A 17,202-nucleotide genomic window follows, 5' to 3' on the forward strand; every position below is an offset into this window, starting at 1 on the left:
GTTTAGGCATACCGTACGGTTTAGTATTAGCATTCAGCTACAGCACTTTTAGAAACGTGAAAGGACCCCAGAATGTTCAAGAAGATCGCTGCCGCCGTGGCAGCTGGCTCCCTCGTTCTTGGCCTCACTGCATGCGGCTCCAGCGAGAGCACCGATGCGGGCGACGACAAGACCATTCGCGTCGCAACCTCCCCGGGCCCGTACTCTGAGCTCTTCCAGGACGGTGTCGCACCCATCCTGGAGGAAGAGGGCTACACGGTCGACGTCCAGAACTTCACCGACCTCACCCAGGCCGACACCGCTCTCGCGGAGGGCTCCGCCGACCTCAACGTCGAGCAGCACACCGCGTGGATGAACGTGTTCAACGAGGAAAAGGGCGCAAACCTCACCTCCATCACCGAAGTTCCGACGGTGCCGGCGGGCCTGTACTCGGAGAAGCACAAGTCCCTGGACGAGGTCGCTGACGGCCAGACGGTCGGCATCCCGCTCGATGGCTCGAATAAGTCCCGCGCACTCCACGTGCTTGTCGACGCAGGCTGGATCACCCTCCGCGACGACGCCGACGAGACGTTGCTCGCAGAGTCGGACATCGATGAGAACCCGCACAACCTCGAAATCAAGCCGATGGACTCCGCGAACCTGTCGCGCTCCCTCCCGGATCTCGACTGGGCCGTCATCCCGGGCTCGATGAGCTACTCCGCCAAGCTCGACCCAAACCTGCAGGTCTTCCAGGAGGAACTGCGCCCTGAGCTGATCCTCGTCGCGGTCACTACCGAGGACAAGAAGGACGCTCCGTGGGCGAATGCTGTCGCTGAGGCGTATCGTTCCGACGAGTTCAAGGAGTTCTTCGACTCCCAGAACGAGAACGATTACTGGTTCCTGCCCGACTCTCTGAAGTAAGCGAACTGACTTCCATGACTGACGCTGTTGTATTCGACCATGTCGGAAGGGTGTTCCCGACGCGGGATAGCTCCTTCGCCGCCCTCGACGACATCAGTTTCACTGTCCCCGAAGGCAGTGTCACCGGTGTCGTGGGCACCTCGGGTGCCGGCAAATCCACGCTGATCCGGATGGTGAACGGACTGGAAACCCCGAGTTCCGGCGCCGTCACCGTGAACGGACAGCAGCCGGCTTCCTTGAGCACGTCCGAGCTGCGTGAGCTCCGCCGGAAAGTCGCCATGGTCTTCCAAAGCGTCAACCTCCTGGAAACGAAAACGGTCGCGGAGAATGTGGCCACCCCGTTGAAGCTGACCAAGACACCGAAGAGTGAGATCGAAAGCCGCACTGCTGAGGTGCTTGAGCTGGTCGGCCTCACCGACCGCGCCCAGCACAAGCCGCGGCAGCTCTCCGGCGGTCAGCGTCAGCGCGTGGGCATCGCCCGCGCGCTTGTCACGGAGCCCACAATGCTGCTTTGCGACGAGCCCACATCCGCCCTCGACCCCATCACCACCTCCCAGATCCTCGACCTGCTCCGCAATATCAACGAGGAACTCGGAGTGACGATTTTGATCATCACCCACCAGATCGACGTGATTGCCCGCTTGGCCGACAACGTGGCGGTGCTCTCCGAGGGCCGTCTTGTGGAATCCGGCCCAGTGGCACAGGTCTTCGCGGACCCGCAGCACGAACTGACCCAGAAATTCGTGGACACCGTAATCCCGCCCGAACTCGATGCCACCGCGCGTGAGGCTCTCTCCCGCGCACTGGTGAAGAATAGCGAGATGTAACAGCATGAATCAGCTCAATACGTGGTGGCGCGACACCACTGGCTCCCGCGTCACTCCGGAGATGTACCTCGACTCCTTCGGCGAGACCCTCTACATGGTCGGCATTTCTCTGTTCCTCGGCGCATTGTTGGGCATCCCGCTGGCGCTCGCCTTCGTGATCACCCGGCCGGGCGGTTTGAAGCCCAACAAGGTTGTCTACGGCGTTCTCAATGTGGTCGTGAACATCATCCGTTCGCTGCCGTTCATTATCCTGCTGGTGGCTATTTCTCCGTTCACCCGCGTGATCGCGGGAACCGCCATCGGCACCACCGCGGCGCTCGTCCCGCTGACCTTGTACATCGCCCCGTTCATCGCCCGCCTCATCGAGCAGTCCCTGCTGGAGGTCAACCCCGGCATCACCGAGGCTGCCGATTCCATGGGCGCCAGCCTCTTCCAGACCATCAGATACTTCCTCCTGCCAGAGGCGAAGTCGTCCATCATTCTCGCCGTCACCACGGCAACGATCGGCCTGATCTCCGCCACGGCGATGGCCGGCACGATCGGCGGCGGCGGCGTCGGCGACCTTGCTATCTCGTACGGCTACCAGCAGTTCGACTCGATCGCGATGCTCACGACGGTGGTGCTCCTGATCATCATCGTCCAGGCCATCCAGTCTGTGGGCAACACGCTCGCCCGTCGCGCGCGGGCGTAGAGAGGTAGTCATAGCTAAAGAGTCGAGGGTCTAGTGGATCTAGATTCCAGGAGCTAGATCCACCAGCGCCTCAGCACCCACCATCCCAGCACCCCCTCACCCCGCCCCGCCCTCGAACGCAGTCATGGCCAGGTAGGCCTCGCTGAAGTGGGCGGGGTTATGTAGGTCGATCTCGCACAGTTTCTCGATCTTGGCCATCCGGGTCCGCACGGTATGGCGGTGCACACCCAGAGCCTCGGCGGCCTCGCCCAGCCGCGCACCGTGACGAAGAAAAACGGCGAGGGTGGTCTCGTAATCTGTCCCGTAGGCGGCATCAAAGCTGATCAGCCGGCCGAAAATCTCTTCGCGTCTGGCCGCGAGCGCGTGGGCGACGGTGGGGTCGCGCAGCCACGGAAGCCCCGAATCATTGGCGCGAGCCACATCGCCAGGCCGCAGAGTCCGCGCTCTGGAGACGAGCTGATTCACGTGGTCCAGCGTCAGCCGGGCAAGCAGCACCGGTCCACCTGCAGCGATGCGCACGCGGCCGCGGTGCTCACCGAGGGTGCCGAGCACATCGCGCACGGTCACATCGGGGCGCACCACCATCAGGAAGGTCGTTTCATCGACCTCGAGGACATGTAGTAGCCGATCGCTTTTCGACGTCTCCCTGTCCAGCCGCTCCACCACCGCCTGCATCCCGCGGGGCGATTGCGCCGCGATGACGATCGGCCGGGTGAAGCCTTCCCGGTCGACTGGAGTGTCAACGGCACCGGAATAGAGCTCCCCCTCATCCGTGATGCCGAGGCGGATGCGCAGCGCGAAGGAATTGAGCTGGTTATGGATCCGCCGCAGGTGAGCCGGGCGCGATAAAAGGGTGGCTGCTAGGCCGGCGTAGTGGCGGATGAGAGACCGGTCTTGGTCTGTGAGCGTGCGTGTGGAGGTCACATCGACCGTGTACGGCCGACCGTCGGTGGCGGACGAGCTGATGCGGTAGGAGCTCGAGTAGGTCTTTTTCATCGCGTTGAAGGCCCGCGAGACTTGCTCGGCGATCAGAAGGCCGTTGGGGTCTTTGATGGTCACACGGGCCTCGAGGGTGGTGGCGGCATCGCGCGTGAGGGCTTTGACGTCGCCCGCGGTGGCGGTCTGCGTGAGCTTCTCCTGGGAGTGGAGCAGTTGCTGGTGCAGGTAAGCGCGCTTTTCCTGTTCGGCGGTGGAGCGGCGGTGCTGCTCTTCATGGACGGCGCTCAAAATCCGGGCGAACGGCACGGGCCGCGACACTTCGAACAGGCCCACGTTGTTCTCCCGCGCGGCGTCCACGACGGCATCTGGGATGCGTCCGAAGACGGTGCTGATGCCGAAGCCGACCGCCACGGTGCCCTGCTCCGCGAGATGCTCGACATGTCCGCGCAGGCCATCGGAGTTGTCACGGAATGCAGCGCCAACGGTGAGCACGAATGCTTCCTGCTGGATGAAAGACCCCGGGGTTTCCAGCTCGTTGATTTGCACGACGGTGAAAGAGGGCTTCGGCGGCGCGACAATCTCGGTCAAGCCGAGGTGTTGGCTATCGACGAGAAATGTGAAGGGAAACAACTCATAGTCTCCGTTCTGTATAAACTCACGTCTCTATTTCGCCACACTGTACATGACGCGGGTCACCTTCTTCGCTCCATACTGTTTTGTCAACAAATAGTTACCGGTTTTGAAGGAGTGATCATGCAGGACCTCACCTACCGCCTACCCCAGGAACGCCGCGTCACCAGCGCTCCAACTGACGGGGAGAACGCGCGCTTGAATGAACGCCGGGAAGAAGCCGTCGCTCGTGCAATGGCGCCGGGCCTGCCGCGCTACATCGTCGACGGGGACGGGGGCGTGCTTATCGACGCCGACGGTAACTCCCTCATCGACTTCGCCTCCGGCATCGCGGTGACCTCGGTCGGTGTCTCCAATCCCCGGGTGTCTGCGGCGGTCGCAGACGCCGCGCAGAAATTCAGCCACACCTGCTTCCTCGTCACCGGTTACGAAGGATTCGTGGCTGTCTGCGAGAAGCTTAATGAGCTCACGCCGGGCGATTTCCCGAAGAAGACCGCGCTGTTCAACACCGGTGCGGAAGCAGTGGAGAACGCGGTGAAGATCGCCCGCGCCCACACCGGGAAATACGCGGTGGCCGCCTTCGATAACGCCTACCACGGGCGCACGAACTTCACGCTGGCCATGACAGCGAAGAATAAGCCGTACAAGGATGGTTTCGGGCCGTTCGCCTCGGATGTCCACCGCGTGCCCGCGTCGTACCCACTGCACGACGGGCTGACGGGCGAACAGGCGGCGGAGCGAACGATCCGCGTGCTCGAAACGCAGATCGGCGCGGACAACCTCTCCTGCGTGGTGCTTGAACCGATCCAAGGCGAGGGCGGATTCGTCGAACCAGCGAAAGGGTTCCTACCAGCGATCGTATCCTGGTGCCGTGAGAACAACGTCGTCTTCGTCGCCGACGAAGTCCAAGCTGGCCTGGCGCGCACAGGCGACATGTTCGCCTGTGACAACGAAGGAATCGAACCCGACCTGATCACCACAGCCAAGGCGATCGCAGGTGGCCTGCCTTTGTCTGCTGTGACCGGCCGCGCGGAGATCATGGACGCGCCCGGACCCGGCGCGCTCGGCGGCACCTACGCCGGAAATCCACTGGCCTGCGCCGCAGCGCTGGCAGTCTTCGAAGAAATCGAGGACAACGACCTGCGGAGACGGGCGAAAGAGATCGAGTCGCTGATCCGGGCGCACCTCGAACCACTCGTGGATAAAGAGAAAGTGCGCGAAGTCCGTGGCCGCGGCGCCATGATCGCCCTCGAGTTGGACACCGGCGAACGCGCAACCGCCGTCGCCAACACATGCAAGGAGCAGGGCGTTGTGACGCTCACCTGCGGCACAGACGGCAACGTGATCCGCCTTCTCCCGCCGCTGGTCATCCCGGAGACTCTGCTCGTCGAGGGCCTAGAAATCCTCGTTGCCGCCGTCAAGAGCACCTTCTAAGCACCGCACCACGCACACACCCAAGGAGTTGACCGACATGACACTGACCACCGATCAGCAGCTGCCGGATAACCTGCCACTGGATCCGCGCGCCGACACGTCTGCTCAGCGCGAATCGTTCACGGTGGTGAACCCGGCGACGGAGGAAGGGGTGGCAGAGGTCGCGGATACGCGTGCGGATGATTGGCTCGACGCGTTGACCCGCGCCGTAGATGCGCAAGAGAAGTTCAGCGCATTCACCCCGCGCCAGCGCGCCGATATCCTGCACGCAATCTACGAGGAAATCCTTGCGCGCGAGGATGATTTCGCGCGCACGATGACGATCGAGATGGGCAAGCCTCTCGCGGAGGCGCGCGGGGAAACGGCGAATACGGCGGACTATTTCCGCTGGTTCGGCGAGGAAGCGGTGCGAATTCCCGGCCGTTACGCCCAGTCGCCGTCCGGTGCCGGGGACATCGTCGTCTCGCGCGCGCCGGTGGGTCCGGTCCTAGCGATCACGCCGTGGAATTTCCCGCTCGCGATGGGTGCCCGCAAGATCGCGCCCGCGCTTGCGGCCGGCTGCCCGGTGCTGGTCAAGCCCGCCAGGGAGACTCCGCTATCGATGCTGCTGCTCGGCCAGGTCATGTGGGACGTGCTGGAGCGTTTCGACGCCCCGCGCGACCTCATCCACGTCCTCCCCAGCACGACGTCGAGCGAGCTGTCGGACACCCTGATGGCGGATGAACGCCTGCGGAAGATCACATTCACCGGCTCGACGAAGGTGGGCAAGATCCTCGTGAAACAGTCGTCGCAGCACCTGCAGCGCGCGTCGATGGAGCTCGGCGGCAACGCCCCGTTCGTCGTCGCGGAGGATGCCGATATGGACCTCGCGCTGAACTGCGCCATGCAGGCGAAACTGCGCAACGGCGGCGAGGTGTGCGTCGCTGCCAACCGCTTTATCGTGCACGAATCGATCGCCGCGGACTTCGCAGAACGACTCAGCAAGAAGATGGACAAGGTCGTCATGGGCAACGGGCTTGACGACGGCACCACCCTCGGCCCCATGATCACCGCCGCCCAACGCGACGGCATCCACGACCTGGTCACCGAGACCGTCGAAGCCGGTGCCACCGTCCACCGCGGCGGTGAGGTCCCGGACCGGAAGGGCTTCTTCTACCCGCCCACCGTGCTCAGCGGCATCCCCGACGGGGCGCGGATTTTGCGCGAGGAAATCTTCGGGCCGGTCGCGACAGTGACCACGTTCAGCACGCTCGACGAGGCGATCGAGAAGGCCAACGACACCGAATTCGGTCTCGCGGCCTACGCGTTTTCCGAGAACACGCACACCTGCAAGCGCTTCGCCAAAGAACTCGCCGCCGGGATGGTGGGAATCAACCGCGGCATGATCACCGACATCGCCGCCCCGTTCGGCGGCATCAAGCAATCCGGTTTCGGCCGCGAAGGCGGGACCGAGGGAATCGAGGAATACCTGGACATCCGCTATATCGGCTTCTAAACGGCCGGATCCCCCCAGCAACTCCCGCATAGAGAAAGGTTCTTTCATGGGACTGAGAGTGTTCAATATCGCGATGGCATTTGTCGGCGTGCTCGTCGGCGCCAGCTTCGCTTCCGGCCGTGAGACATTGCAGTATTTTGTGGCCTTCGGCAACTGGGGTGTGCTCGGCGCGATCATTACGGCGCTGGCACTGGCGCTAACTGGCTTCGCCATGCTGCAGCTAGGCAGCTACCACCGCGCCACCGAGCACACGAGCGTGTTCGACGAGATCTCCGGTCCGATCGTGTCCAAGATCCTCGACGCCGCCACCCTGGTCTGCCTGTTCTGCATCGGTTTTTCCATGTTCGCCGGTGCGGGCGCCAACCTGAACCAGCAATTCGGGTGGCCGGAATGGGTCGGCGCAACCATCATGCTGGTCTTAGTGCTGCTCACCGGCCTGTTGGACGTGGAGAAGGTGACGGTGGCGATCGGTGCGCTGACCCCGCTGATCATCATCATGATCGGCATCGCCACGGTGTGGGCGATCATCAACGCCAACCCGGACTTCGCCAACCTGCACGAGCAGGCTACCCAGGTTCCGACGACACTGCCGAATTGGTGGGTGTCCGCGATCAACAGCATCGGCCTGCAAGTTATCGTCGGTGTGTCCATGGCGATCGTGATCGGCGGCAGTCTCTTCGACCCCCGCGAAGCGGGCCTCGGCGGCCTCGCCGGCGGCGCGTGCTTCCTTTTCCTGCTGGCCATGCTGGTCACCGCGCTGTACTTGAGCGTGGACACTGTAAAGGACCAGGAAATGCCCACCCTGGCGATGGTCACTGACATCCACCCCATCCTCGGCCTGGTCATGACAGTGGCCATCTACGGCATGGTCTACAACACCGCGATCGGCATGTTCTACGCCTTCGGCAAGCGCATTTCACGCAATAACCCGAAGCGCTTCTACCCCGTCTACGTCGTCACCGCGCTTGTCGGCTTCGTTCTCAGTTTCATCGGCTTCAGCAACCTCATCGGCTGGGTCTACCCCATCCTCGGCTACATGGGGATCCTCATCATGGTCATCATCGGCTGGGCCTGGTGGACGCACCGCCACGACCTGCGCAAGGAGATTTCCCTGCGCCGCGAGGCACGGCGCCTGTTCCGCCGCCACGGCAGCGCGGATGCTCTCCCCGCGGCGGACAGGAAGAAGCTCGAGGAATCCGCCCGCAAATCCAATATCGAAGACCACGAGTTCATTGGGGAGCTGGAGCAGGACCTGGAGTCGTCGATAAGCGAACAGCGAAACTAAAAAGGAGACCGTAAGAAAATGGCGCTACAGCAACCACAAGCCGGCCCCTTAAAAGGCATTGTCGTCGCGGATTTTTCGCGCGTGCTCGCTGGGCCGTATGCGACGATGCTGCTCGCGGACCTCGGCGCGACCGTGATCAAGGTCGAGGGGCCGAATGGCGACGACACCCGCGGGTGGGTGCCGCCGAAGCGCGGCGATGTGGGCACGTACTACCTGTCGATCAACCGCAACAAGAATTCCATCAAGCTCAATTTGAAGGACCCGGACGACCTGGACACGGCGTACGCGATCATTGACCGGGCGGACGTGCTGATCGACAATTTCCGTGTCGGCAGCCTTGATAAATTCGGGCTCGACCCAGAGACCGTGAGAAAACGGTGGCCGGAGCTCATTCACGCGAAAATCACGGGCTTCGGCTCGCGCGCTGGGGCGCAGCTTCCCGGCTACGACATGCTCATTCAAGCGTCCAGCGGGTTCATGTCCATGACGGGCTCGCCCGACGGCCCGCCGCAAAAAGCAGGCTACGCATTCATCGACGTCCTCACCGGGCTGCACACCACCGTCGGCATCCTCGCATCGCTCTTGCGCCGCGAACGATTCGGCGGCGGCGGGGAGACGATCCGCACCAACCTCCTGTCTGCGGCCCTGTCGTCCATGGTCAACATGACATCCGCCGCCGTCGCCTCCGACGCCGAGATGACCCGCACGGGCAACGACCACCCGTCGATCTTCCCGTACGGCCCCTTCCCCGCCAAGGACCGCGAGCTCGTCATCTGCGTCGGCAACAACAAGCAATTCGCAACGCTTGTCAACGGCCTCGGCTCCCCCGAGCTTGCCGACGATCCCCGCTTTGCCACCAACGAGCAGCGCAATGCCAACCGCGAGGAACTGCGCCCGATCCTCACCGAACTGCTCGCGTCGAAGAACGCCGACGAATGGATCGACCTGTTCCGCGCCAAGGGCCTTCCCATCGCACCCATCCTGTCGGTGCGTGAAGCCATCGGCTTCGCCGACGACCTCGAGCTCGAGCCCGTCGTCGAAATCACCACTAAGGACGGCACCGACCGCGTCCCCTTCGTCTCCAATCCCCTCGACATGAGCTCCGGCGGCATCACCTACACCAAGGCCGCCCCCGGCCTCGACGAAGATCGCGGCGACGTCCTCGAGTGGATCGCCCAAACTCCTGCCAAATAACCGCTTCCATCTCTTCAGCCTCTTCAACTTCCGAAAGGAACCTCATGACCTCCGCATCTCCCCTCGCCACCGACCTCATCAACTTCGACAGCCTGCTCTCCCGCGATGAAATCGAATGGCGCGACGATATCCGTTCCTTCGTCGAAAGCGAGATCAAACCCCACGTCGGCCAGTGGTACGAAGACGCCCACGTGCCCTTCGAACTCATCCCCCGCTTCGCTGAAAAAGGCATGATCGGCGCACACCTGTCCGGCTACGGCTGCCCCGGCCGCTCCGCCGTGGACTACGGCCTGGCCATGCTCGAGGTCGAAGCAGCTGACTCCGGCCTGCGCACCATCTTCTCCGTGCTCGGTTCGCTGGCTATGACCTCGATCCACCTCAACGGCACCGAGGAGCAGAAGGAGAAATACCTGCCCAAAATGGCTGCCGGCGAGCTTCTCGGCGCCTTCGGCCTGACAGAGCCCACCGCCGGTTCCGACCCCGCCTCCATGACCACCCGCGCCACCTACAAGCCCGGTGAAGGCTGGGTGCTCAACGGCGAGAAACGCTGGATCGGCCTGTCCCACTACGCCGACCTGACCATCATCTGGGCCAAGGTGTCCACCGCCGACCTCGAAGCAGCTGGTCTCGACGGGTTTCCGGAGGGCCGCGACGAGACCATCGCCGGCTTCATCGTGGAGAAGGACACCCCGGGCTTCGACCCCCAGCAGATCGACAAGAAACTGTCCATGCGTGTTTCCACCCAGGCACACATCTATATGAAGGACGCTCTTGTCGGCGAAGACAAGATCCTCTCGGGCCGCTTCGGCCTCAAAGCCCCGTTCATGTGTCTTAACGAGGCCCGCTACGGCATCGGCTGGGGTGTGCTCGGCGCCGCCCGCGACTCCATCGAATGCGCCCTCGCTTACGCCAAGGAGCGCACCCAGTTCGGCAAACCGCTCGCCGGTTTCCAGCTCACCCAGAAAAAGCTCGTCGACATGGCCGTTGGGCTGAACCAGGGCTACCTGCTGGCTCTGCACATCGGCCGCCAGAAAGACGCCGGCACCCTGGACATCTCCCAGATCTCCGTGGCCAAGCTCCAGAACACCCGCACCGCCATCGAGATCGCCCGCGAGGCCCGCACCATTCTCGGCGGCAACGGCGTGACCCACGACTACTCCCCCATCCGCCACGCCGCCAACCTCGAATCCGTGCGCACCTACGAGGGCACCGACGAGATGCACACCCTCATCCTCGGCCAGAAGATGACCGGCATCGGCGCGTTCGCGTAGGGGCCCGTGGTGGTGGCCCGTGGACTCGTGGATCTCGATTACCTAGTTACCGCAGCCACTAAATCTGACCTGGGGTTTTACCGGCGGTCAGTGGTGTGGATGTAATCGAGATCCACGCGGGTCCACTGGAGCGCACGGCCGGGGCCATCCTTCAGGAATCAAAAGAGCCCTTAAGAATTCTGCGGATCGGATATCCCTCGACGAAAAGCCGGCTTTCCAGCTGCAAGTTCTAGATACTCATCGAGGAAGCCCACACGCATGCCAGTGCGGAAAAGGAAGTTATCCAGGGCAACGATTGTCGCCATCACGGAGTTTGGTTCATAGGGTTCACCTAAGGTTCGTTCGGCCCGGTTCTTCGCACTCGTTGGCACTTTCGGCTGGTCAAGAACGAAACAATTCCACAAGCGTGATGAGTGAGCACACTTATTCCTCACAAAGGTGAAGGAACGCAGCTGGCTGGCAAGAAAAGGTTTACCAACCCCGAGGGTAGAACAAGTTTCTCCATACACAGCACCAGCGTCATTCCTGTAAGTGATCGCCTTAGAAAGCGTTCCCAACGAGAACGTTTCAACGGCCACCCACACCGGTACGTCTCTCAACCAGGCAGGACCCCTCCCAGCTGCATCTTTGCGGTATTTACTTATATACGGCTCCTTCGATCGTTGAAGCTCACTAGCAATCAGTTTGTGCGTCGGCTTCACTGAAGGATCTTTAGGCAGCTTGTAAGCCGTGGACCTAAGGAAGCTTTCGTACGGACCATGTTTCGCGCCCTCACTCAGAGCGAACGCGGTTCGAGTAGAAATCTCAGCGAGTTGGATCCCGTCGAGCAGGAGAGACCTCAAGCGTGCATCCAATTCGTACAGATCGACGATTTCATCCCACGTAGCACCAGCAATGAATTCATCTTCACCATGCGCCAAGTCCTTTTGGAAATAGCGCATATAGCCAGAGAAACGGTAGTAGTTATTCCGTTCCAGGAAACAAGCGACGGCTTTCTCGGATGGGATGCTAAGTCCTCGATCCTTGATTTTCTCGACCTGCTCTTGGACCGACAGGTAGTCTTTCCGCCTGTTCACAGTGCTAAGAATAACAAGCCCCCCTCTCATATTGCGCTGTTCCGATGAGAAGCTTGGAGGGGGTCTCGATTGATTAAAATACTACCCAATCTGCACAAATAGAGCAATGCACTGCGTAGGTTTCGTTACATATTCAGCACCGACGAGATGCACACCCTGATCCTCGGCCAGAAGATGACCGGCATCGGCGCGTTCGCGTAGGGGCCCGTGGTGGTGGCCCGTGGACTCGTGGATCTCGATTACCTAGTTACCGCAGCCACTAAATCTGACCTGGGGTTTTACCGGCGGTCAGTGGTGTGGATGTAATCGAGATCCACGCGGGTCCACTGGAGCGCACGGCCGGGGCCTGGAGCCCCTTCTCCAAAACGACGGAAACCCCGGGAAACCATGTACACGGTTCCCGGGGTTAGCCGTTTGAAAGTGGTTGTAAGCCTCGGAGGCTCAGGGGCTCGGACCTTAGGGGCCTGGGACCTTCGAGTCTTAGAGGCCGGAGACGACCTCGTCGCGGGCGGCGACCATGTTGGCCAGGGCCGGTTCGACCTCGGCGTAGCCGCGCGTCTTCAGGCCGCAGTCCGGGTTGACCCAGAGGCGGTCGGTCGGAACGTTCTCCAGGGCGGCCTTGATGAGCTCGACCATCTCTTCCTTGGACGGGATGCGCGGGGAGTGGATGTCGTAGACACCCGGGCCGATCTCGGCATGGAAGGTCTCGTCGATGTCCTCGAGCAGCTCCATCTTGGAGCGTGCGGCCTCGATGGAGGTGACGTCGGCATCCAGGCCGGCGACGGCATCGATGATCTGGCCGAACTCGGAGTAGCAGAGGTGGGTGTGGATCTGCGTGGTCGGCTGCGCCTCCAGGGCGACGAGGCGGAAGGCGCGGACGGCCCAGTCGAGGTAGGACGGGCGGTCGTCGGCACGCAGCGGCAGGAGCTCGCGCAGGGCCGGCTCGTCGATCTGGATGACCTTGATGCCGGCCTTCTCCAGGTCGGCGACCTCGTCGGCGAGAGCGACGCCGATCTGGTCGGCGGAGACGGACAGCGGCACGTCGTCACGCTTGAAGGACCAGGCCAGGATGGTCACCGGGCCGGTGAGCATGCCCTTAACCGGGTGGTCGGACAGGGACTGCGCGAAGGCGGACCACTCGACGGTCATGGCCTCCGGGCGGGAGACGTCGCCGACAACGATCGGCGGACGGGTGCAGCGGGAGCCGTAGGACTGGACCCAGCCGTTCTCGGTGACGACGAAGCCGTCGAGAAGCTCCGCGAAGTACTGCACCATGTCGTTGCGCTCCGGCTCGCCGTGGACCAGGACGTCCAGGCCCAGGCGCTCTTGGAGCTCGATGACCTGCTTGACTTCCTGCTTCAGAGCCTCGGTGTACTGCTCATCGTTCAGCTCGCCGTTTCGGTGCGCCGCACGTGCCTCACGGATCTCCTTGGTCTGCGGGAAGGAACCGATCGTGGTGGTTGGCAGCGCCGGCAGGCCGAGCTCCTTCTGTGCTTCCTTGCGCTCGGCGAACAGCGGCTGGCGCTGGACCTCGCCGGTCGGCAGGTCCTCAACACGCTTGACGACGTCCGCGTTGTGAATACGAGTGGACTCTGCACGCGTGCGCACAGCCCGGTCAGAACGGCCGAACGCCTCCGGTGCGTTGACCTCGCCGGCAACGAGAGCTGTGATCTCTTCGATCTTCTCGTCGGCAAACGAGAGCCACGGTGCGACCTCGACTGGGATGTTCTTCTCGGCGTTCAGGGTGTGCGGCACGTGCTGCAGGGAGGTGGAGGTGGACACGTGCGGTTCGCCCGCGGTGCCCAGGGTCTCCAAGACCTCGACCTTCTTGCGCAGGTCAGCGGCCCAGACGTTGCGGCCGTCGATGAGGCCGGCAACGAGGGTGGTGCCATCCTGGACGGCTGCAGCGACACGCTGCGGGTAGTCCGGGTCAGCGTCAAGGGTCCACGGGGACAGGTCGACGTGGAGAGCCTCCGGCTTCACCGATGCCAGGGCGTTCAGGCCCTCGCGCAGCGAGCCGTACGGGGTGGTGATGTACACATTTGGACGCTGTTCAGCGTCCAAAAGACGGGACCAAGCGGACTGCGCGTACTTCGCCAGCTCAGCATCCGGGGTGGACAGGTCGGCGACCAGTGCCGGTTCGGCGACCTGCACCCACTCGACACCGGCGTCCTTGAGGGCTGCGAAGACGGCGGCGTAGGCGTCGACAAGCTTGTCCAGCAGGGACCACTCAACCGGCTTAGCCAGCGCGAGCAGGGTGATCGGGCCGACGAGTGCCGGGCGGACAGCGTGGCCAGCCTCGCGGGCTTCCTCAACCAGGCGGACAATGCGCTCCGGAGCCGGGGTGATGTCCTGGCCAGCCTCAACCTCAGGCACGAGGTAGTGGTAGTTGGTGTCGAACCACTTGGTCATCTCCAGCGGCACACGGGTGTCGTTGCCGCGGGCGAGAGCGAACTCCTCGTCCAGGTCGGTGCCGCCAGCGATCAGGCCGACGGTCAGGCCGGTCTCGAGCACCTGGTCGTAGTACGCGACATCCGCCGGGATGGCGTAGTCCTCGGTCAGACCGAGGTCGCGCAGGTGGTTGTAGGTGTCGATGCGCAGCGCGCGCGTCGTGGTGCGGAACGTGTCAGCGTCAATGCGGCCGGCCCAGTAGGACTCCAGCGCGCGCTTGAGCTCGCGGTTCGCACCGATGCGGGGGTAACCCTCGATCGTTGCCTTAGGGAAATTCGTCACAGTATCTCCTTAGTTGGTTGGTTTCTCAATGCCGAGCCTAGACAACAGGTCCTCGGTCACCGCCAGGTTGTTGTGGGTGTAGATGTGCAGACCGCCAACGCCGGCGTCGAGAAGCTTCTGCGTGAGCTCAACAGTGAGCTGCATGCCCGCCTCATACTCCTCCTCCGGCGTGCTGGCCGACGACAGCGCGTCAACCACGGTCTGCGGTACCTCAATCCCCGACAGCACGCCCATGCGCTCGACCCGCTTCAGGCTGGTCATAGGCATGATGCCGGGGATGAGGGGGATGCGCACGCCAGCCATGCGCGACTGCTCCGCGAACTGGAGGTAATCCTCTGCGGCGAAGAACAGCTGCGTGATGGCGAAGTCCGCGCCCAAGCGCTGCTTCGACAGCAGAACGTCCAGGTCGAGGTCCGGCGTCGGCGACTCCGCGTGGCCGGAGGGATAACACGCCACCGACAGGGCGAGCTTGCCCGCGGCGAGGCGGTACGCATTCTCCTCCTCGATCTCCTGGATGAGGGTGAGCAGCTGCGTCGCGTACTGCAGGTAGCCCTCCGGCAGGCTGGTCTCCCCCTCCGGGAGGTCACCGCGCAGGGCGAGGAATCCGCGCACACCAGAGTCGATTAGGCGGCGGATCCAGTCCGCCAGTTCCTCTTCCGTGCCCGCTGTGCAGGCCAGGTGAGCGATGGTCGGCAAGTTCGTCGACTCGGTCAGGCGCGCAATGAAGTCGGCCGTGCCCTCTAGCCAGCCCGAACGCCGTGAACTCGTCACAGCAATGTAGTCGGGTTTGTAGGCCGCCAGGCCGGAAACGAGGTCCTTCAGTTTGGCCTCATCAGCATCATGGCGCGGAGGGATGAGCTCGAAACTCAAAGCCGTGCGCGCAGGAGTGCGAACCGGCTGTTCCGGTGCTTCATCGAGGGGATCCAAGGGCGCAGACGCCGACAGCCTCGACGAAAAATGTCCTTCAGACAACGAAGGAGTCCTTTCGTCCTAGTCGGTTTAGGTTTATCTGTTCAACGTTTCCGCTTTAGCGGGGCGTTGAACTGGCTGGGCTCAGCACTTGGAAAACTGTGTGTGAATGTAACCCCCGGGCTGCGGGGCGATCAAAAGGTCAGCGGGCTGGGCGGGGTGTTCGTGCTGGTTGAGGGGGTTCCCTGCGTGAATTTAATTCGGCTTCCCGGGCGGTTAAGCGGTGCGGAAATGGACCGAGCGGTTCAGAACGCGGCGTGGCGGAGCCAAAATGGAATTTTACTATCGCCTTCTAGGCCGAAAACGGGCCGAAATAGGGCCGGAGAACGCGTAAAAGGCGATACTAGAGTTCTAAAGACGGCGAGAACCCGCAGACATACCTACTGTGGAGGGCAAAGCTAACTCCCCGAAAGGTGACCAACGCCATGAACCTCCGCAATATTCGTCTGGCCATGAAGGTGGCTAACCACTTTTACGGCCAGTACCGCGATCTGAACCAGGCTGAGAAGCGCAACGTCTACGAGGCAGTGCGTGTTCTAGCCAACCCGAGCCGCGGTGTCGACGCTGACGATCTCGAAGACATCGACAACGTCGACGACATTATTGACGAGTCCCGCTTCAGCGAGGCCCGCCGCGAAGCCGGCGACATTACCCGCGCCGCTCACGCCCGCCTGGACCGCCGCCGCGCCCAGTTCGACTCGGACCAGCTGGGCAAGCGTGTGCTGAAGAAGGCGGAGAAGACCGCCAAGAAGAACAAGCGCAAGAAGCAGGCGAAGGGCATGGGCGCAGCGACCGGCATCCTTGCTCTCCTGGCCGCGATCGGTGGTGCCGTTTGGTACTTCTTCCTGCGCGAGGAGCCGAAGCAGGCACCGCGCAAGGACCACCGCCCAGTGAAGAAGACGGACGAGCAACAGGGCCAGGGGGCCGACAAGATCGGCACCGGCAACCGCGTCGAGGACGAAGCCGCAGGCGCGCACTCGGCTCACGGCCCCCTGTCGGAGGAGCCGGCGCAGCGTGATGAGGAGCTGCTGTCCTCCATCGACGAGCAGCTGTCCACGCTGGACACGCTTGACGACGATCAGCGCAACGCCACCAACCCCCGCGAAAACCAGTAACTAGCCCGCGTTCCTCCAGGCAGTGAGCAACCGGCCGACGAGGCGGCGCTGCACGTCTGGGTCGACCTCAGCCAGCACGCCGCCGAGAGGCCGAGTGACCACGAACATTTCCGCGGCGAACTCGAGCGGCGTGAGCCCTGCAGGCACCAGGCCCGCGGGCGCAGCCTTGTCCAGCACGCCTTGGAAGGCATCCATGGTGGCCGCTCGCTTGGCGGACAGTTCCGGGTGGTGCTGCCACCGGTCGTGGGCGATGGCGGAGACGAGGGGTCCTGCACCGTAGTCGAGAAGCTGCCACACGAAGGTGTCCCAGTGGACCTGGGGGTCGTCGGCAAAGCGCGAGAGCGCTGTGTCAATGAACTCCCCCACGATCGTCAACAACCGCAGCCCGCACGCGGCGTCGAGGTCCGCCCGAGTGGGAAAGTTGCGGTAGAGAGTGGCGATGCCGACCCCGGCGCGGGCGGCGATGGCCCCGAGGGTGACGGTGGATTCAGGGCGGGTGCGCAGCAGGTCGCATGCCGCGTCAATGATTTTTTCGCGCCGTGCTTTTGCGTCAGATCTCATCGTCCCCGCCTTGACTACAGTCTTATAGTGCGGAATGATACAGCATGAATTTCCGATAGTCTATCCTCCACTTAGCCGAGGG

At 62.9% G+C, this 17,202-nt stretch carries 13 protein-coding genes and 1 pseudogene; 9 read left to right on the forward strand and 5 right to left on the reverse strand.

Annotation, left to right across the window (positions count from 1 at the left end):
- Window positions 1-72: 72 nt before the first annotated feature.
- The 3 genes and pseudogenes from KBX07_RS06225 to KBX07_RS06235 all read left to right on the forward strand — a co-directional run bounded on the left by KBX07_RS06225 (window position 73) and on the right by KBX07_RS06235 (window position 2,418).
- Window positions 73-900: a MetQ/NlpA family ABC transporter substrate-binding protein gene (locus KBX07_RS06225; protein ID WP_005287575.1), complete on the forward strand. Its 828-nt coding sequence runs from the start codon at window positions 73-75 to the stop codon at window positions 898-900.
- A gap of 14 nt (window positions 901-914) precedes the next feature.
- Window positions 915-1,661: pseudogene (locus tag KBX07_RS06230) on the forward strand (methionine ABC transporter ATP-binding protein); the annotation flags it as partial.
- Between the two features lie 70 nt (window positions 1,662-1,731).
- Complete coding sequence (locus KBX07_RS06235; protein WP_005287582.1) at window positions 1,732-2,418, forward strand: methionine ABC transporter permease; 687 nt, start codon at window positions 1,732-1,734, stop codon at window positions 2,416-2,418.
- A gap of 96 nt (window positions 2,419-2,514) precedes the next feature.
- On the opposite strand, the gene KBX07_RS06240 is transcribed toward KBX07_RS06235, so the two are convergent.
- The gene (locus tag KBX07_RS06240) at window positions 2,515-3,945 is read right to left on the reverse strand and encodes a PucR family transcriptional regulator (RefSeq protein ID WP_256018556.1); all 1,431 of its coding nucleotides are present in this window, start codon (window positions 3,943-3,945) and stop codon (window positions 2,515-2,517) included.
- Between the two features lie 165 nt (window positions 3,946-4,110).
- Between KBX07_RS06240 and gabT the strand changes: the two genes are divergently transcribed.
- From gabT to KBX07_RS06265, 5 genes are read left to right on the forward strand one after another with little or no spacing between them, the layout of a single operon-like run.
- Complete coding sequence (gene gabT / locus KBX07_RS06245) at window positions 4,111-5,421, forward strand: 4-aminobutyrate--2-oxoglutarate transaminase (RefSeq protein WP_256023446.1); 1,311 nt, start codon at window positions 4,111-4,113, stop codon at window positions 5,419-5,421.
- A gap of 37 nt (window positions 5,422-5,458) precedes the next feature.
- Entirely contained in the window at window positions 5,459-6,916 is a 1,458-nt protein-coding gene (locus KBX07_RS06250) for an NAD-dependent succinate-semialdehyde dehydrogenase (protein WP_255994662.1), read from the forward strand.
- Between the two features lie 46 nt (window positions 6,917-6,962).
- Window positions 6,963-8,201 carry a hypothetical protein gene (locus KBX07_RS06255; protein WP_256023447.1) on the forward strand — a complete coding sequence of 413 codons (1,239 nt, stop codon included), beginning with the start codon at window positions 6,963-6,965 and terminating at the stop codon, window positions 8,199-8,201.
- Window positions 8,202-8,219: 18 nt separating this feature from the next.
- Window positions 8,220-9,395: a CaiB/BaiF CoA-transferase family protein gene (locus tag KBX07_RS06260; RefSeq protein ID WP_005287596.1), complete on the forward strand. Its 1,176-nt coding sequence runs from the start codon at window positions 8,220-8,222 to the stop codon at window positions 9,393-9,395.
- A 44-nt stretch (window positions 9,396-9,439) separates the two neighbouring features.
- Window positions 9,440-10,666 (forward strand): acyl-CoA dehydrogenase family protein, encoded by a 1,227-nt coding sequence (locus KBX07_RS06265; RefSeq protein WP_005287600.1) that lies wholly within the window; start codon window positions 9,440-9,442, stop codon window positions 10,664-10,666.
- A gap of 170 nt (window positions 10,667-10,836) precedes the next feature.
- Here the strand turns inward: KBX07_RS06265 and KBX07_RS06270 are convergent, their stop codons facing one another.
- The 3 genes from KBX07_RS06270 to KBX07_RS06280 form a co-directional block, all read right to left on the reverse strand.
- A complete protein-coding gene (locus tag KBX07_RS06270; RefSeq protein ID WP_255997233.1) occupies window positions 10,837-11,742 on the reverse strand; it encodes an Abi family protein in 906 nt (301 codons plus the stop codon).
- 480 nt (window positions 11,743-12,222) lie between these two features.
- Window positions 12,223-14,475: a 5-methyltetrahydropteroyltriglutamate--homocysteine S-methyltransferase gene (gene metE, locus KBX07_RS06275; RefSeq protein ID WP_256023449.1), complete on the reverse strand. Its 2,253-nt coding sequence runs from the start codon at window positions 14,473-14,475 to the stop codon at window positions 12,223-12,225.
- A 9-nt stretch (window positions 14,476-14,484) separates the two neighbouring features.
- Window positions 14,485-15,447: a methylenetetrahydrofolate reductase gene (locus KBX07_RS06280; RefSeq protein ID WP_255994660.1), complete on the reverse strand. Its 963-nt coding sequence runs from the start codon at window positions 15,445-15,447 to the stop codon at window positions 14,485-14,487.
- Between the two features lie 422 nt (window positions 15,448-15,869).
- On the opposite strand from KBX07_RS06280, the gene KBX07_RS06285 reads away from it, so the two are divergent.
- A complete protein-coding gene (locus tag KBX07_RS06285; protein ID WP_256023451.1) occupies window positions 15,870-16,559 on the forward strand; it encodes a hypothetical protein in 690 nt (229 codons plus the stop codon).
- Here the strand turns inward: KBX07_RS06285 and KBX07_RS06290 are convergent, their stop codons facing one another.
- Entirely contained in the window at window positions 16,560-17,120 is a 561-nt protein-coding gene (locus KBX07_RS06290; RefSeq protein WP_256023453.1) for a TetR/AcrR family transcriptional regulator, read from the reverse strand. It lies immediately after the preceding gene.
- Between the last annotated feature and the right edge of the window lie 82 nt (window positions 17,121-17,202).

The sequence above is a fragment of the Corynebacterium sp. CCUG 70398 genome (assembly GCF_024454055.1).
Taxonomy (GTDB): Bacteria; Actinomycetota; Actinomycetes; order Mycobacteriales; family Mycobacteriaceae; genus Corynebacterium; species Corynebacterium genitalium.